Here is a 15,718-nt window from a genome sequence, read left to right as displayed (position 1 = left end):
CGGCGGGCCGCCCGCTGCTGGGCGTGGCGATGCCTGCGAGAAACCGCGCCAGCCGACCCGCCCGGCGGGGGTGAAGCGGTGCCCGCTCGCAGCCGGGGCGCGGGCTAGCCGGCGTCCTGGCTGCCGCTCAGCCGAGCTTGTCCATGGGCAGCGATCGAATGTCGTCCCGGGCCAGCGGACCGCTGGTGAGCCGCGGCACGCGCGGCTCCTCGTCGTCCGTCCGGATGCTGCGGGGCAACGGCATGGGCACCGGCAGCGCCGCCTCCGGCTCGGGCGCGAGCGCCGCGTGGGCGGTGGCCGCCCACAGGTCGACCTCGACGATGATCTCACCGTTCTCCGAGGACATCCGCAGTCGTCCGCCATGCACCTCGACGAGCCGCCGGACGACGTAGAGCCCCATGCCGGCGCCGTCCGTGGGCCGGGTGGCGGTGCCGTCCCGCTGGGTGAAGGGTTCGAACAGCTGGCGGATCGTGCCGGGATCGAGGTCGGGCCCGGGGTTGCGGACGCGGAGCACGACCTCGTCGCCGACCCGGCCCGCGATCAGCCGCACGGGCGCGCCCGGCCAGGAGTGCACCAGGGCGTTGTCGACCAGGTTCGCCACCACCTGGATGAGGGCCTGCCGCGCCATCCGCACGGGCAGTTCGGGCGGCAGGTCCACCGTGATGCTGCTGGGCGAACTCGTGTAAGACAAGTTGGCGATCACATGCCGGACGACCTCGGGCAGGTCGGCGATGGTCGTCTCGTCCGTGCCGGTGGCCGTGGCGGCCGTCAGCATGTTCTCCAGCAGGCGGGAGAGCCGGTCGGAGTAGTTCACCGCGGCGTCGAGCAGATCGTCGAGCTGGGCGTCGGAGAGCCGGCTGCGGCGCCGCTTGATGGTGAGCAAGTTTCCTCGGATTCCGGTCAGCGGCGTGCGGAACTCGTGCGACACGGTCGCGACGAGGTCGCTGCGGATGCGGTCAGTCTCTTCCAGCCGGGCCATCAGGCTCTGCTGGCCCTCGTAGAGTTGCTGGCGGTAATGCTCCACCCGCCGCCGGGACTGCTCGTTGTAGTGCCAGAAGACCATCTGCGCGCAGGCGAGGGCGAAGATGAAGCCGGCGTGCAGACCGGCCAGCAGCCAGGCGTTGTCCAGCACCGCCGCGCCGGTGCTGACGATGTTTCCCATCGCCAGGTTCGCGACGAACACGAACGCGATGGCCAGCAGGTAGACGGTCCACTCCTCATACAGCGCGATCAGCGCCACGACCACGAAGAAGTGGAAGTACATCGGGGTGAGGCCGTCGGAGACATGCACGAACACGACCGAGCAGCACAGCAGGCCGAGGCTCGCGGCCAGGGCGCGGACCCGGCGCCGGCCGGGCACGACCGCGGCGGCGAACAGCAGGGCAGGCGGGCTCGCCGCCAGGAACCCGTGCGCGAGGCTCAGGTCCTGCCAGATCGCGTAGCCGACGATGACCGGCAGGTGCATCGCCAGCACCAGGCACATGAGGGTGTGCCGGGCCGTCCAGTCCTCGATCGGCAGCCCGCGGCCCTGCGGGAGCAGCGCGGTGAGGCGCCGGGTCATCCCCGGCTGCGATCCCCCGCCCTCCCCCGCCGGCGCCCCCGCTGAACGCAGCCGTCCGGCGCGGCGCGCGGCGCGTCCCGCGTGGGCGCTGCCGTGCCGGCGTCGGGCCCGTTCGGGCGTCGATGGACTGACGGTGGACATCCGCGCAAGTTTCTACCGTTCCAGCCTGGGAGCACCATGGTTGTCAAGGGTGGTGTCGCATGGCGACAGTGCCCAGGTTTGACTAGGCCATCCGCACCACTCGACACCGGGCTCAACGGAGCATGGCGCGATCCTTGGTTCCCCCGCCAGGCTGTGGTCCGCGAGGTGGCCCCAGGATGGCCGCCCATGGAGGAGGACACCGTGCCCCCAGTGGCCCTGACAGCCTCGACCGCGTCCGCGATCGTTCCGCCGACCGCGGGACGGATCGGCCCGTCGACGGCCGGCGCCACCGCCGAGCCCACTGGGCCCGCCGTCCTGACCCACCCGGCCCGTCCCCAGCTGCGACTGGTCGCGTTGGGACAGGAGGGCGTGGGCGGTCCCGTGGCCGAGGTACACGGCTGGGGCGGGCCCGCCTCCTGCGGCTGCCGGGAGTGCACGATGGCCCGCCATCCGGCGGCCATGCCGCGCCTCACCGTGGTGAGGTAGGCCGCACCTGGCCCCTGACATGACGATGGCCCCCGGATGAAAATCCGCGGGCCATCGTGAGTCTTGGAGCGTGGGCATATCTTTGATCCTCTACGAAGAATGAAGATAAACCCTTTGTAGCCCCGACCGGATTCGAACCGGCGCTACCGCCTTGAGAGGGCGGCGTCCTGGGCCGCTAGACGACGGGGCCAAGACTTGCCTATTTGGTGCTGAGGTGCACGTCGTACTGTACACGATACCGGACCAGTCCGGCGAAGCGGTGCAACTCCAGCCTTTGGTGCAGCTGGGGTACCAGGACTCGAACCTAGACTAACGGAGCCAGAATCCGTTGGGCTGCCAATTACCCCATACCCCATGGGCCCTTGTTCGGGCGCTGCCTACTGTACCTCATGGCGCGGGGGTGTCTGCGCACCCGGGGGTCCGATGCACACCCGTCATCCCCCGAGCCGCACCGATCCCGCTCTACCCACCCCATCCGGCCGCGTCACCCAGCCGATCTCGCCACCCAGCCCTAACCCGCCACCCAGCCCCTGCGCGCCGTACCACCCCGTCCGCGCGCGGCGACGGGGCGGAAAGGCGCCGCGCGCGGGAAGAAGCGTGGACAGCCGGCGTGAGCCGCGCATGCCGCCCATGCCGCGCAGCGGGATGGAAGCTGTCCGGCTGACAGGAGGCGACGCGCGCCGTCCGCCGCCACGGGTGGGGCTCAGCGGGCCGTCACGGGGTTGGTCAGCGTGCCGATGCCCTCCACGGTCACTGCCACGGTCTGCCCCGGTCGCATCGGCCCCACCCCCGCCGGCGTACCCGTCAGCAGCACGTCGCCGGGCAGCAGGGTCATGGCCGCGGACATGTAGGCGATGAGGGCGGGCACGTCGCGCAGCAGCAGCTTCGTGCGGGAGTTCTGCCGCAGCTCACCGTCGAGGGTGGTGCGGATCGGGAGGTCCGTGGGATCGAGCTCGGTCTCGATCCAGGGACCGATCGGGCAGAACGAGTCGTGGCCCTTGGCCCGCGTCCACTGACCGTCGGTCTGCTGCTGATCCCGAGCCGTCACGTCGTTCGCGCAGGTGTAGCCGAGTACCACGTCGAAGGCCCGCTCCACCGGGACGTCACGGCACAACCGGCCGATGACGACCGCAAGCTCCCCCTCGAAGTCGACCCGGTCACTGTCCGGCGGCAGCATGATCGGGTCGCCCGGGCCGGCGACGCTCGTCGACGGCTTCAGGAACAGGATCGGGCGTTCCGGCGGGGTGTCACCGCCCATCTCCCGGACATGGTCGGCATAGTTCTTGCCGACGCAGAGCACCTTGCTGGGCAGGACCGGAGCGAGCAGCCGGACGTCGCCGAGCGGCCGCCGGGCGCCGGTGAAGGAGAAGGGGCCGAAGGGATGCGGGGCGATGACCGAGATCACGGCGGTGCCCGCCTCGATCGACCCCTCGACGACCCCGAATCCGGGCTCAGAACCATCGGTGAACCTCGCGATACGCACGCCCCTGACCGTATCCAGCCCGACCGCCGGAACCGGCCGCTGTCCGGCGGACGCACCGCGGCGAAGCGGTCGGGCGTGATCGGGTTCGCCAGAACGCAGGGGTGTGCCAGAGAATCGGGCGAGATTCCATGACAGGTCCAAGCAGGCACCGGGCGGCACCCGTTGCGGCCTGCGCCCCGCCCGTCCGGCGCCCCCGCACCGGCAGCGGTGAGGCGGCTTCGCCGTGTCCCACCCGGATTGGAAGAAGGAGAATGGTGAGCGAGACCGACACCACCCCCGTCTACGACGTCGGGGCGCCCGAGCCGAAGCCGATCGACGAGGAACTGAGCGTCAAGCTGGGCCACCTCGCCGAGGACGCGATCCTGCGCGGCAAGCCCAACGGGGACGAGCGGTGCGACAACTGCCTGTACTACCTCGACACCGACAAGGACATCACCTACTGCTGGCACCCGAAGCTGCGCATCCTCGTCGGCGGTGACTGGTGGTGCCAGTGGTGGGAGGAGATCCCGGAGGACTGATCGGGCCGTCCCACGCTGCTGGTCGGCCATCCGATCGGGATGAGCCGGACACCCCCTGAACGGGCCGCTACGGGCCTGTCAGGGGGTGTCAGGGGGTGTCGGTGCTAGTTTGGCTCTTGCCGCGGGCGGCGTCCCCAGCCAGTCGTCGCCACGCTTGCCGCCAGCTGCTCAGATGCCGCTCAGGTCGCGTTCGGGTCAGCGCGCTCGCCCTGCCGCCGCAGCCCGAAGTTCACCGCGTCCTCGAGGGCGGACCAGGAGGCGGCGATGATGTTCTCGTCGACGCCGATGGTGTCCCAGCGTGAGAGCCCGTCGCTGGTGCCGACCAGTACCCGGGTGACCGCCCCGGTGCCCTGCTTGCCGTCGAGGATGCGGACCTTGTAGTCCACGAGCTCCAGGTCGGCCAGGCCGGGGTAGGCCTTTTCCAGCGCGTCACGCAGGGCGGTGTCGAGGGCGTTGACGGGCCCGTTGCCCTCGGCGGTGGCGACATGCCGCACCCCGTGCGAGGTGAGCTTGACGGTCGCCTCGCTGACCACCTGGCCGTCGGAGCGCTGCTCGACGATCACCCGCCAGGACTCCAGGGTGTAGAAGCGCTGGCGGCCCGTGACCTCGTCCCGCAGCAACAGCTCGAACGACGCCTCGGCCGCCTCGTAGGCGAACCCGGTGGCCTCGCGCTCCTTGACCAGGTCCACGACCCGGCCGAGGGCCTCACGCTCGTTGGACAGGTCGAGCCCGAGCTCGCGGCCCTTGAGTTCGATGGTCGCGCGGCCGGCCAGTTCCGAGACCAGCATCCGCATGTCGCTACCGACGGCGGCCGGGTCGATGTGCTGGTACATATCCGGATCGATCTTGACGGCGCTGGCGTGCAGCCCGGCCTTGTGCGCGAACGCACTCGCGCCGACGTAGGGCCGGTGCGGGTCCGGAACCGAGTTGGTGACCTCGTCGATGGCATGGGAGACCCGGACGAGTTCCCGCAGCCGCCCCGGCGGCAGGGCGGCGCGGCCGAGCTTGGTCTCCAGGCCGGCGATGACGCTGAGCAGATTCGCGTTGCCGCACCGCTCGCCGTAGCCGTTCGCCGTGCCCTGCACGTGGGTCGCCCCCGCCTCGACGGCGACCAGGGTGTTCGCCACCGCGCAGTCGGCATCGTCGTGGCAGTGGATGCCCAGCCGGGCGCCGGTCCTCGCAAGCACCTCGGCGACCACGGCGCCGACGCGTGTGGGGAGCATGCCGCCGTTCGTGTCGCACAGTACGACGACCTCGGCGCCGGCCTCGGCGGCGACGGAGACGACCTCGAGGGCATACTCGGGATGCACTCGGTAACCGTCGAAGAAGTGCTCGGCGTCGAGGAAGACCCGCTTACCCTCCGCCCGCAGGTGGGCGACGGTGTCCCGGATCATCGCCAGGTTCTCGCCGGGGCTGGTGCGCAGCGCGCGCTCGACGTGCCGCAGATCCGATTTCGCGACCAGGCAGACCACCGACGTGCCGGCCTCCCGTAGGGCCGCCACCTGGGGATCGTCCGCGGCCACGCGACTGGCGCGCCGGGTCGCCCCGAAGGCGGTCAGCACCGCGGTCGACAGCGTCAGCTCGGTGCGGGCCCGGGCGAAGAACTCCGCGTCCTTAGGATTGGATCCCGGCCAGCCGCCCTCGATGAAGCCGACACCGAGATCATCGAGGTGGCGGGCCACCGCGAGCTTGTCCCCGACCGAGAGCGACAGCCCCTCCTGCTGGGTACCGTCACGCAGGGTGGTGTCGTAGATGTGCAGGGAATCGGGATCGTATGGCCGCACGGGGGGCGCCTCTCCGGTGGATCGGATGGCCGTGGGACCGACCGCGTCCGACACGGCCGTCCCGCCTCCCACCGGTCGCGCACGGACCGTGCTCCGGCACCGACGTCCGGCAGGGTTCGGGGACCATGGGACCGCCACGCGCCCGGTCCCATGGGTCAGCGACCGGAGCGCGCGACGGAGACGGGTTCGCCGCCGGGTGACAAGCCTACGATGTAACAGACTCGACATGTAACAAGTGTGGCGCGCGCCATACCGTCTCCAACTCCGCACCCACGGGGATCGCCGAAGGCGATTCCCGCAGACCACCCACGGCCCCAACCACCAGCCGGGGTCCCCGTGGATTCGCGAAGCCCCTACTCCGCACCCACGGGGATCGCCGAAGGCGATTCCCGCAGACCACCCACGGCCCCAACCACCAGCCGGGGTCCCCGTGGATTCGCGAAGCGGATCCACGGGGCTGCTCCACGGGGCTACTCAGTCCCCGGCGAAGCGGCGCAGGCGGTCGACCTGGAGAATGGTGATCGTCTGCCCCTCCGAAAGGATCCAGGTGCGCCGCTCGAACTCGCGCAGCGCCTGGTTGACGGACTGCCGGGAACCACCGAGCAGCGAGGCGATCTCGGTCTGGGTGAGGCCGAGTTCGATCACCGGCCGGCCGGCTTCACGCATTCGCAGCAGCAGCAGCTTCGCCACCCGGCGCGGCAGGTCGAGGAAGACGAGGTCGGCGTTCGCTCCGGTGAGCCGCCGGACGTGGGCGACCAGGGCCCGGATGAGCTGCTCGGCGACGGCCGGGCGTTCCCGGACCAGCTCCCACACGGCGGTCCGGTCGAGTACCAACGCCGTGCTGGGTTCCAGGGCCTCGACGCTGGCGGATCGCGTCCCCGCTTCGACGATGTTGAGCTCGCCCAGCGTCTCCCGCGGGCCGGCGATGTTCAGCACGTGATCGCGACCGTCGTCGGCCTTGGTGAGTACCTTGAGACGCCCCGTGGCGACCACGAGGAGGGTGTCCCCGGGTTCACCCTCGGTGAAGACGACCTGCCCGCGACGGAATCGCCGCGTGACCGCCCGTGAGGCGAGCCGCAGCAGATCCTCTTCGTCCAGTTCCTTCAGCAGCGTGGTCGCTCGGAGCAGGGCGACCGCCTCATTGTCGTGCATGCGGTGACCGTAGCGCCGTTGCTCCGCCTGATGCTCCGCAGCCACCGAAGAATGCTGGCTCGGGGTGGACGGCGCACCGGGAACACCCTTGGCGTGCGTCACGCCGGCATCATACCGTTATATGTTGGTGACTCCAGCATCGCACCACGTCGCGCATGGAGAGAATGCCGGCCACTCCACCACCAGACGTGACGATGAGATGACGAAATCCTCCGCGCAGCATCGAGGCCGCCGCCTCGTCGAGCGACCAGCCCGGATCCGCGAAGACGACATCGCGGGTGAGGTGGTCACCCGCGATCTCGACATCCGGATCCTGTTCCGCGGCGATCGAACGGAGAATGTCCCGTTCGGTCAGAATCCCGTAGCCCTGACTGTCCGCATCGTGGACGACCGCCGCACCCACCTTGCGAGCGGCCATCAGCCGCGCCGCCTGGCGGAGCGTGTGCCCCGGGCCGATCATGAGAACAAGGGAGCTCATCCCCTCCGAAACACGCACGACGCCCTCCGAACCCCCGCAATACCGTCCGAGACCCCGGCAATACGGTGCGAAACCTCCGCGATGCCGCCCGCAAGCCCCACCATGCCCTCCCGGCGCTTGTGCATTCGTGAAGCCTGCTACTCGCGACGGTAGGCCCTGCGGGACGGGTTGACCAGGGCGAAACGGGATGTGGCGTGGCCGCATTGTGACCTCGACCACGCCCCACGAGGGATAAATGCGTCAGAAGCGGACGGCTGGTCGGCAGGCACGGCTGACGCCGCCAGGTGAAACGGGGGAACACCGCACCACCCGTCCCCGGGCGACCAGGAACACCGGGTCCCCCGATGCACACCGGCCCGCACGGACCGGTGTGCATCGACACGGCGTCAGTGAGTCCGGTGAGTCAGTGAGTCCGGTGAGTCAGTGAGTCCGGTGAGTCAGTGAGTCGAGGCCGCCTAGTCGCGGACCAGCTCGTTCCAGGATCGGTAGCGGTCCAGCTCACCCCGCGTGGCACGGTGGAAGATCTCCAGCAGCTCTCGGGTCACCGGACCCGGCTTGCCCGTCCCGACCTGACGGTCGTCGACCGCGACGATCGGCACGATCTCGGCCGCCGTCCCGGTGAAGAAAGCCTCGTCGGCCAGGTAGAGGTCGGTGCGCACGACGTGCTGCTCGATCACCTCGTAGCCCTGGTCGGCGGCGATCTGCATGATCGAGGCGCGGGTGATGCCGCCCAGCGGCCCGTCGGTCAGCAGCGGAGTGATGACCTGGCGGCCGGAGACGATGAAGACGTTCTCGCCGGTGCCGTCCGCGATATGACCGTTCGGGCTGGTCAGGATGGCCTCGTCGTAACCTGCCTTGACCGCCGCGACCTTCGCCAGCGACGAGTTCAGGTACTGCCCGGACGCCTTCGCGGCCGGCGGGGTGATGTTGGGGTCGTTCCGCTTCCAGGAGGAGATCATCGCCCGGACGCCGTTCGCCTCAGCCTCCTCGCCGAGGTAGGCACCCCACGGCCAGACCGCGATCATCACCTCGACCGGCGAGGGGAGCGGGTTGAGCCCCATCTCCCCGTACCCGAGGTAGACCAGGGGCCGGATGTAGCAGGAGGCGATGTCGTTGACCGCGATGGTCTCCTTGGTCGCCGCCACCACCTGCTCCTGAGTGAAGGACGGCTCCATCACGTAGATCTTCGCGCTGCGGTACAGGCGAGCGATGTGATCCGTCAGCCGGAAGACGGCGGGGCCGTCGGCCGTCGCGTAACAGCGGATGCCCTCGAACACGCCCCAGCCATAGTGCAGGGTCGGGTTGAGCACGTGGATGCGGGCGTCGTCCCAATCGACGAGCTCGCCACTCATCCAGATCTTCGAGGTGGGGGTGATGGGCACAGCGGACTCCAGGCCAGGATCGATCGACGAAGCGAACAGGGATGACGAATTCGCCGATCATCGCCGTTGTGGGCCCCGTCGGCTGCCGTCTACCGGATCTACGGCTCCCGTTCGAGGATAACCACCTCGCCGTGCGGCGGGAAACGCCACGAGAACGGCAGACGACCAGCGGCGACCGACCGGCGCGGCCCCGACGGACGATCCGCCGGAGCGGGACGGGACAGCGAAGGGCGCCGGCCGAGCGGAAGAATCTAGCCGACCGCGCGAGCGGCGAGGTCCTCGCCGCGCTCCCGGGTCGACAGCGCCGCCGCGCCCGCGCCCGCCCGGTCCGCGAGCGACGCGGCGACCGCGGCCTCGACCCTGGCCGCCTCCTCGGCGTGCCCGAGGTGGTCGAGCAGCATCGCGACGGAGGCGACCGTCGCCGTCGGGTCCGCGAGCTGCTTGCCGGCGATGTCGGGCGCGCTGCCGTGGACCGGCTCGAACATGCTCGGGTGGGCGCCGGAAGGGTCGAGGTTGCCGCTGGCTGCCAATCCGATGCCGCCGGTGATCGCGGCGCCGATGTCGGTGATGATGTCGCCGAACATGTTGTCCGTGACCACGACGTCGAACCGTCCCGGATCGGTCACGAAGAACATCGAGGCCGCGTCCACGTGCTGGTAGTCGACCCGCACGTCGGGGAACTCGGGCGCCACTTCGGCGACCGTGCGCGACCACAGGTCGCCGGCCTTGGTCAGCACGTTGTTCTTGTGCACGAGGGTGAGGTGACGGCGCTCGCGGCGAGCGGCACGGCGGAACGCGTCCCGCACGACCCGCTCGACGCCGTAGCGGGTGTTGATGCTCTCCTCGGTGGCCACCTCGTGCGGCGTCCCCCGCCGCAGCACACCGCCGGCGCCCGCATACGGGCCCTCGGTGCCCTCGCGCACCACGATCATGTCGATCGTCGGCTCCCCGGCCAGCGGTGACCGGACCCCGGGGTAGAGCCGCACCGGCCGCAGGTTGACGTGGTGGTCGAGCTCGAAGCGCAGGCGTAGCAGCAGGCCACGCTCGAGCACACCGCTCGGCACACCCGGGTCGCCGACCGCGCCGAGCAGGATCGCGTCGTGCCCGCGCAGCTCCTCGAGCACCGCGTCGGGCAGCGTTTCCCCGGTCTGGTGCCAACGCCGGGCGCCCAGGTCGTACTCGGTCGTGTCGACCTTGGGGTGCACGGCCCGCAGTACCCGCAGCCCCTCCGCCACCACTTCGGGGCCGATCCCGTCACCGCCGATCACCGCAAGCCTCATGTGCCCGACTGTAGCCGCAACCGGCGCGTCGAAGCAGTTTGGCTCGGCCCGACGCCGCTGCTCCGAGGCGATCCGTCAAACCGCGAGGGCGGGTCTCCCGGCCGCGGCGGCGAGGCGGCCTGGCGAGGGCTGTGGGGACCCGGCACTGGATATGGGGACACGGCGACGGATGGACACGGCGGGATGAGGCCCCACCACGCCATCCGTTACCACACGGCATCACCAAGCGACCGGCGAGACCACCGCACCGCGGCCTAACGATTACCAAGAGTAACAGTCATACAGCTCGAGCCGTACGGAGGATCACCACCGTTGTTCACGGATTGATGTGCGCCTGCCGGGTCAGGCACTCCGACCCCGCGAGACCGACGCCTCAGAAAGTGAGGTGCATTGTCCGGTAGGGCAACAGATCAGTGGTGCTCGACGGTTCAGCCGTATAGAACACGCCGACCATGCCGGGCGGACGCAAGAAAGACGACAACCAGCAATCCGACTGCCACCCGCCGGTCACACAAAAGACCGCAGGATTCACAACTCCGGACGGTACTCGCGACCAGCGCCGAGGCAAGATGGTAAGAAACTCACTTACAGGACAGGTGCGACGTGCTTCGAGGCGAGGGGGTGCACGGCGCATGATTACTCGACAGCGGACTCCCGCGGGATCTCCACCCCGCGGCCGCTCCGATGTCGGCGACGCGGCCGAGACATCCGGCGAGGTGACCGGTGCCCGGCACGGGGTCGCGTCCGCGGGCCCCCCTGCGTCGGGCGTGGAGAGCCCGCCGGGATTCGCCGGGAAGCGGGACGCGTACGAGGCCGACCACCCCGACCTGGCTCGCGTTCTCGCCGAGCCCGCCGAACCCGTGCTGTTCTTCCAGCCAATCGTGGATCTCCAGCGTGGGGTTATCGCCGGTTATGAGGCGCTTGCCCGCTTCCACACCCATCCGACGCACTCACCCGACCGCATTTTCGCCGCGGCGGACCGGCTCGGGCACGCGGCCGAACTCGAGGCGCGGGTTCTCGCTGCCGCGCTCGCGGCACGCGATCGCCTTCCCGACCGCTGTTTTCTGGCCGTCAACGTCCTGCCGCACCTGCTTGGCGAGCCCGAAGTCGCCGAGGTCTGGCGGAACGCGGACCTGCGCCGACTCGTGCTGGAACTCAACGAGGCGGTCGACCTCGACGCCACCAGCGGACTGACCGCCACCGCGAGCGCCCTGCGCAACCGCGGAGCCTTCGTCGCCATGGACGACGTCGGCTCGGGCTACGCCGGGCTGCGTCAGCTCGCCCGGATCCGGCCGGACTTCGTCAAGCTGGACCGCTCACTGGTGGTCAACGTCGACGACGACCAGGTCAAGATCGCCCTGACCGAGCTGGTCGGCAACTTCGCCAGCCGGCTGAACGGCTGGGTGATCGCGGAGGGCATCGAGCGGGGCGATGAGCTGGCCATGCTGGTCGCGCTCGGGGTTCCCCTCGGGCAGGGGTTCCTGCTCGGACGCCCCTCCGAGGGCTGGCAGCAGCTCGATCCGGGGGTGGCCCGGCGGATCCGACAGCTGTCCGAGCGCAGCAACCGGGCGGCGAGCATCGAGAGCCTCATGGAACAGGTCACCGTCAGCGTGGGTGACTCGGGCTCGTGCGCCATGTCGCCGGACTGCCCGAGCTGCCCGATGCGGGCGACGACGAATCGCGCCGATTCGACCGCCGGCCCCGACGACGAGCAGGCCCCCAGGGCGACGATCATCGTGTCCAACCGGTGCCGCCCGGTGGCGCTGCACCTGTCCGGCGGTCCCGGTGGGGGCACCGAGCCCCGCCGTGTGCCTACCACGCTCTTCGCCCGTCCGGAGGAGCCGGTGACGGAGGTGGCCCGGCGCGCCATGACCCGCGCCAGGGCCAGCCGGTTCGACCCGGTGATAATCGTGACCGAGATGGGTCGACCCCTCGGTCTGGTACAGATGGAGCGCCTGATGCTGCGTCTCGCGGAAATGTCCACATGAGACGGAACCGATATTGGACCGCCCAGGCGCTGATGTCACCGAGCCCGGCGGCCGGAGGTCATTCCCTGCCCGCGGAGATCACCGTTCGGCGGCCGGCCATGAAGGAATTCTACTGTGGCGCGATCATTCACGGGTGCGAGACGCGCATCGTCGCGTCCAGCGAGGAGGATCTGCTTCGTGCCGTGGACACCCACGCCCGCGTGGACCATGGCATGACCGACGTCCCGGAAGCGATGCTGGACCAGGTGCGCCGCAGCGCCCGCGAGGTGGAACCTGCGGACGTCCGCGACTGATCGTCGCCTCGTTCACCCGGCGGCACGCCCGGGGCCGCGCCAGGTCCGGTTCGCCGCGATGAGGGTCGCTCCCCCGGCGCCCCGGATCGGCCTGCGGCGGCGCGGGGCCGCCACAGGCCGCGGGCAGGCCTGCGCGCGCCCGGCTCAGGCCACCGGTGCGGCGGCCGGCTGACCGCCGTCCCTCGGCGCCGCAACGACCGGCTCGGGCGCCGGAGCCCGGTCACGAGAGGCACGATTGACGGCACTCACCACGGCCCGCAGCGACGCGGTGACGATGTTGGGATCGATGCCGACCCCCCAGTAGATCTGGTTGTCGACGGAGACCTCGAGGTAGGCCGCAGCCTGGGCGTCGGCACCCGAGCCCAGCGCGTGCTCGTTGTAGTCGAGGATGCGCACGCTCAGGCCGCGGGTCGCCAGGGCGGCCACGAAGGCGTCGATGGGGCCGTTGCCGACCCCCGTGATCACCGAGTCCGCACCGCCGAACCGCACCGAGACCGAGACCTCGTCGCGCTCCCCCGAGGCGGCGTTCGTCCGTGATCCCAGCAGCTCCAGCGGGCCGGCCGTCTCCGCGCCGTCGAGGAAGTACTCGCTGCGGAAGATCCGCCACAGCTCCGCGGCGGTGACCTCGCCGCCCTCGGTGTCGGTGTGGCGCTGCACGACGCCGGAGAACTCGATCTGCAGCCGTCGCGGCAGATCCAGCGAGTGCTCCGACTTCAGCAGGTACGCCACGCCTCCCTTGCCGGACTGGCTGTTCACCCGGATGACAGCCTCGTAGGTACGGCCCACGTCCTTGGGGTCGATCGGCAGGTAGGGCACCTCCCACCGGGTCTGGCCGGTCCGCTCCATCGCCTCCAGGCCCTTCTTGATCGCGTCCTGGTGCGAGCCGGAGAAGGCGGTGTAGACGAGGTCGCCGCCGTAGGGATGGCGGAGGTGCACGGGCAGCTGGTTGCAGTACTCGACCGCACGGCGGACCCCGTCGATGTCCGAGAAGTCGATCATCGGGTCGATGCCCTGCGAGAACAGGTTCAGCCCGAGGGTGACCAGGCAGACGTTGCCGGTGCGCTCGCCGTTGCCGAACAGGCAGCCCTCGACCCGGTCCGCGCCGGCCAGCACGCCGAGCTCCGCCGCGGCGACCGCGCAGCCCCGGTCGTTGTGCGGGTGCAGCGACAGGATGACGGCGTCGCGCCGGGTCAGGTTCCGACCGACCCACTCGATCTGGTCGGCGTAGACGTTCGGCGTCGACATCTCGACCGTCGCCGGCAGGTTCAGCACGACCGGCCGCTGCGGCGTCGGCGACCACACGTCCATGACCGCCTCGCAGACCTCGACGGCGTAGTCCAGCTCGGTGCCGGTGAACGACTCCGGGCTGTACTGCCAGCGCACGTCGGTGCCCTTGAGCAGCTTCTCGGCGTACTGGACGCACCAGCGCGCGCCCTGCACGGCGATCTCGGTGACGCCGGCGCGGTCCAGGCCGAACACGACCCGCCGCTGCAACGTGGACGTCGAGTTGTACAGGTGGATCAGCGCCCGGTCGGCGCCCACCAGCGACGCGGCCGTCCGCTCGATCAGCTCCTCACGCGCCTGGGTCAGCACCTGGATGACGACGTCATCCGGGATGCGGTCGGACTCGATGAGCTCGCGGATGAAGTCGAAGTCGGTCTGGCTCGCCGCGGGAAATCCGACCTCGATCTCCTTGTAGCCCATCGCGACCAGCAGTTCGAACATCTGCATCTTGCGCGCGGGGGTCATCGGGTCGATCAGTGCCTGGTTGCCGTCGCGCAGGTCGACACTGCACCACTGCGGGGCGCGGGTGATCGTCTTCTCGGGCCAGGTCCGGTCCGGCAGCGGGACGGGGGTGAACGACCGGTACTTCTCGATCGGCATGCCGGACGGCTGCTGCGTGGTCATCGTGCTCCTGCTTCCTCGAAAGAGCCCCACATCGACCGGATCTCACGACCGCACAGGGGACTTGGGGGCCGGCAGATCCCCCGCGGCGTCGGACGGCCGGCCGCCCGAGCTGGGCGTGGCCGCCGGGCCACCACGACTGCGGGGATCCCGACGCTGGCGCACGAGAACACCGCGACGGGGAAGCCAGCTGGATCAGGCCCCGCCGCGGCGGCTAAGGAGGAGCAGCGCACGCATCGCGGATAAACAGTACCCGATGTCGGGACGATCGGACGGTGCTGGCGCCGCCGCGCCTCGGTTGCCCGCCGCGCCTCGGTTGCCCGCCGCGCCTCGGTTGCCCGCCGCGCCTCGGTTGCCCGCCGCGCCTCAGGTACCGATCGAGCCGATGACGCGGAACCGGCCGGTGCGGGCCCGCAGGTCGTCGGTGCGCACCGTACAGGCGACCGACCTGGCGCCGTCCTGCCAGCTCGGCTCGGACGGGTAGATCGTGCCGACGATGTGGTGGGGGGTGGCGTCGATGGCCCCGGCGAAGTCTCGCAACGCCCCGGCGCAGCGCGCGTCCGCAGCCTGGGTCACCGCCGACGCGCCGGGCCAGCGGTCGAACAGCGGCGCGAGGTTCACCAACCGGGTGACCTCGTCGATGTGCGGCCGGTCGCAGCTGACCCGGACCGGGACCACCGGTGCCATCCGCGCGGGGGCGTTGGTCGGGTAGGGCGTCCAGTTCAGGCAGTCGCCGCGTTGCAGGGCGGCCAGCAGTGCCGGGGTGACCGCATAGCCGGCGGGTGGGCCGGTCAGAGTGCCGGTGACCGCGGGCACCGCACTGACGGCACTCGCCGAGCCGCCCTGCGACGCGGTCGGTGCGGCCAGGCGGGTGGCGGTGCCCGGCCCGCCCCGGGTCGCCGTCTGCCGCAACGCCACCACGGTGATAGTGATCATCCCGACGATGATGGCGATGAAGGTGACCATCTGAGCGATCTGACGGGAGCGTCCCGGCGGCTTCGGCGGCGACACGAGCCGGTGGAAGAACCCGGGAAGCCCCCGGGGAGCGGGAACGACCTGGCAGCGACCGGATGCGGTCCGGCCGTGCTGCCGGCTGCGTTCGGCCGCGGACGGTTCGAGGAAGCGGGCTCCGCGGACGAATCGCTCATCCAGGCGAAGCCCCTCGAACGGGTCCTGATGCCGCGACGCCATGCTAGCCACGGTAAACCCGGCACCCAGCTAAAGCCGCACGTTCGGCGTAAAGATCACCCAGGCACCTCCGGGCGGG

At 70.4% G+C, this 15,718-nt stretch carries 13 protein-coding genes and 2 tRNA genes; 4 read left to right on the top strand and 11 right to left on the bottom strand.

The window, feature by feature from the left end:
- Positions 1-127: 127 nt before the first annotated feature.
- Entirely contained in the window at positions 128-1,702 is a 1,575-nt protein-coding gene (locus tag FRAQA3DRAFT_RS27365) for a sensor histidine kinase KdpD (RefSeq protein WP_035921594.1), read from the bottom strand.
- Between the two features lie 186 nt (positions 1,703-1,888).
- On the opposite strand from FRAQA3DRAFT_RS27365, the gene FRAQA3DRAFT_RS27360 reads away from it, so the two are divergent.
- On the top strand, positions 1,889-2,188 hold the full coding sequence (locus FRAQA3DRAFT_RS27360) for a hypothetical protein (protein ID WP_232291788.1): 300 nt from the start codon (positions 1,889-1,891) through the stop codon (positions 2,186-2,188).
- Positions 2,189-2,305: 117 nt separating this feature from the next.
- Here the strand turns inward: FRAQA3DRAFT_RS27360 and FRAQA3DRAFT_RS27355 are convergent.
- The 3 genes from FRAQA3DRAFT_RS27355 to FRAQA3DRAFT_RS27345 all read right to left on the bottom strand — a co-directional run bounded on the left by FRAQA3DRAFT_RS27355 (position 2,306) and on the right by FRAQA3DRAFT_RS27345 (position 3,671).
- Positions 2,306-2,378, bottom strand: a tRNA-Glu gene (locus FRAQA3DRAFT_RS27355).
- A 93-nt stretch (positions 2,379-2,471) separates the two neighbouring features.
- A tRNA-Gln gene (locus FRAQA3DRAFT_RS27350) sits at positions 2,472-2,543 on the bottom strand.
- Between the two features lie 348 nt (positions 2,544-2,891).
- Complete coding sequence (locus FRAQA3DRAFT_RS27345) at positions 2,892-3,671, bottom strand: fumarylacetoacetate hydrolase family protein (RefSeq protein ID WP_009742293.1); 780 nt, start codon at positions 3,669-3,671, stop codon at positions 2,892-2,894.
- Positions 3,672-3,925: 254 nt separating this feature from the next.
- On the opposite strand from FRAQA3DRAFT_RS27345, the gene FRAQA3DRAFT_RS27340 reads away from it, so the two are divergent.
- Positions 3,926-4,189, top strand: coding sequence for a hypothetical protein (locus tag FRAQA3DRAFT_RS27340; protein WP_009742292.1), 264 nt, complete (start codon positions 3,926-3,928; stop codon positions 4,187-4,189).
- 179 nt (positions 4,190-4,368) lie between these two features.
- On the opposite strand, the gene cimA is transcribed toward FRAQA3DRAFT_RS27340, so the two are convergent.
- The 5 genes from cimA to FRAQA3DRAFT_RS27315 form a co-directional block, all read right to left on the bottom strand.
- Positions 4,369-5,973, bottom strand: coding sequence for a citramalate synthase (gene cimA, locus FRAQA3DRAFT_RS27335; RefSeq protein ID WP_035923602.1), 1,605 nt, complete (start codon positions 5,971-5,973; stop codon positions 4,369-4,371).
- Between the two features lie 474 nt (positions 5,974-6,447).
- On the bottom strand, positions 6,448-7,227 hold the full coding sequence (locus FRAQA3DRAFT_RS27330; protein ID WP_369809382.1) for a Crp/Fnr family transcriptional regulator: 780 nt from the start codon (positions 7,225-7,227) through the stop codon (positions 6,448-6,450).
- Positions 7,228-7,234: 7 nt separating this feature from the next.
- Positions 7,235-7,621 carry a cyclic nucleotide-binding/CBS domain-containing protein gene (locus FRAQA3DRAFT_RS27325; RefSeq protein WP_009742289.1) on the bottom strand — a complete coding sequence of 129 codons (387 nt, stop codon included), beginning with the start codon at positions 7,619-7,621 and terminating at the stop codon, positions 7,235-7,237.
- Positions 7,622-8,058: 437 nt separating this feature from the next.
- Positions 8,059-8,985 (bottom strand): branched-chain amino acid transaminase, encoded by a 927-nt coding sequence (locus tag FRAQA3DRAFT_RS27320; RefSeq protein ID WP_009742288.1) that lies wholly within the window; start codon positions 8,983-8,985, stop codon positions 8,059-8,061.
- Positions 8,986-9,236: 251 nt separating this feature from the next.
- On the bottom strand, positions 9,237-10,265 hold the full coding sequence (locus FRAQA3DRAFT_RS27315) for a 3-isopropylmalate dehydrogenase (RefSeq protein WP_035921591.1): 1,029 nt from the start codon (positions 10,263-10,265) through the stop codon (positions 9,237-9,239).
- 632 nt (positions 10,266-10,897) lie between these two features.
- Between FRAQA3DRAFT_RS27315 and FRAQA3DRAFT_RS27310 the strand changes: the two genes are divergently transcribed.
- The gene (locus FRAQA3DRAFT_RS27310; RefSeq protein ID WP_009742286.1) at positions 10,898-12,253 is read left to right on the top strand and encodes an EAL domain-containing protein; all 1,356 of its coding nucleotides are present in this window, start codon (positions 10,898-10,900) and stop codon (positions 12,251-12,253) included.
- A gap of 98 nt (positions 12,254-12,351) precedes the next feature.
- A complete protein-coding gene (locus tag FRAQA3DRAFT_RS27305) occupies positions 12,352-12,546 on the top strand; it encodes a DUF1059 domain-containing protein (RefSeq protein WP_035923599.1) in 195 nt (64 codons plus the stop codon).
- Between the two features lie 144 nt (positions 12,547-12,690).
- Here FRAQA3DRAFT_RS27305 and leuA read toward each other — a convergent pair whose 3' ends face one another.
- On the bottom strand, positions 12,691-14,454 hold the full coding sequence (gene leuA, locus FRAQA3DRAFT_RS27300; RefSeq protein WP_009742284.1) for a 2-isopropylmalate synthase: 1,764 nt from the start codon (positions 14,452-14,454) through the stop codon (positions 12,691-12,693).
- Positions 14,455-14,817: 363 nt separating this feature from the next.
- Positions 14,818-15,642, bottom strand: a complete 825-nt coding sequence (locus FRAQA3DRAFT_RS27295; protein ID WP_009742283.1) for a septum formation family protein — start codon at positions 15,640-15,642, stop codon at positions 14,818-14,820.
- Between the last annotated feature and the right edge of the window lie 76 nt (positions 15,643-15,718).

It is taken from the genome of Frankia sp. QA3 (genome assembly GCF_000262465.1).
Taxonomy (GTDB): Bacteria; Actinomycetota; Actinomycetes; order Frankiales; family Frankiaceae; genus Frankia.
The sequence above is the reverse complement of the archived record's forward strand: the minus strand, read 5'-3'. Positions and strand labels throughout refer to the sequence as shown.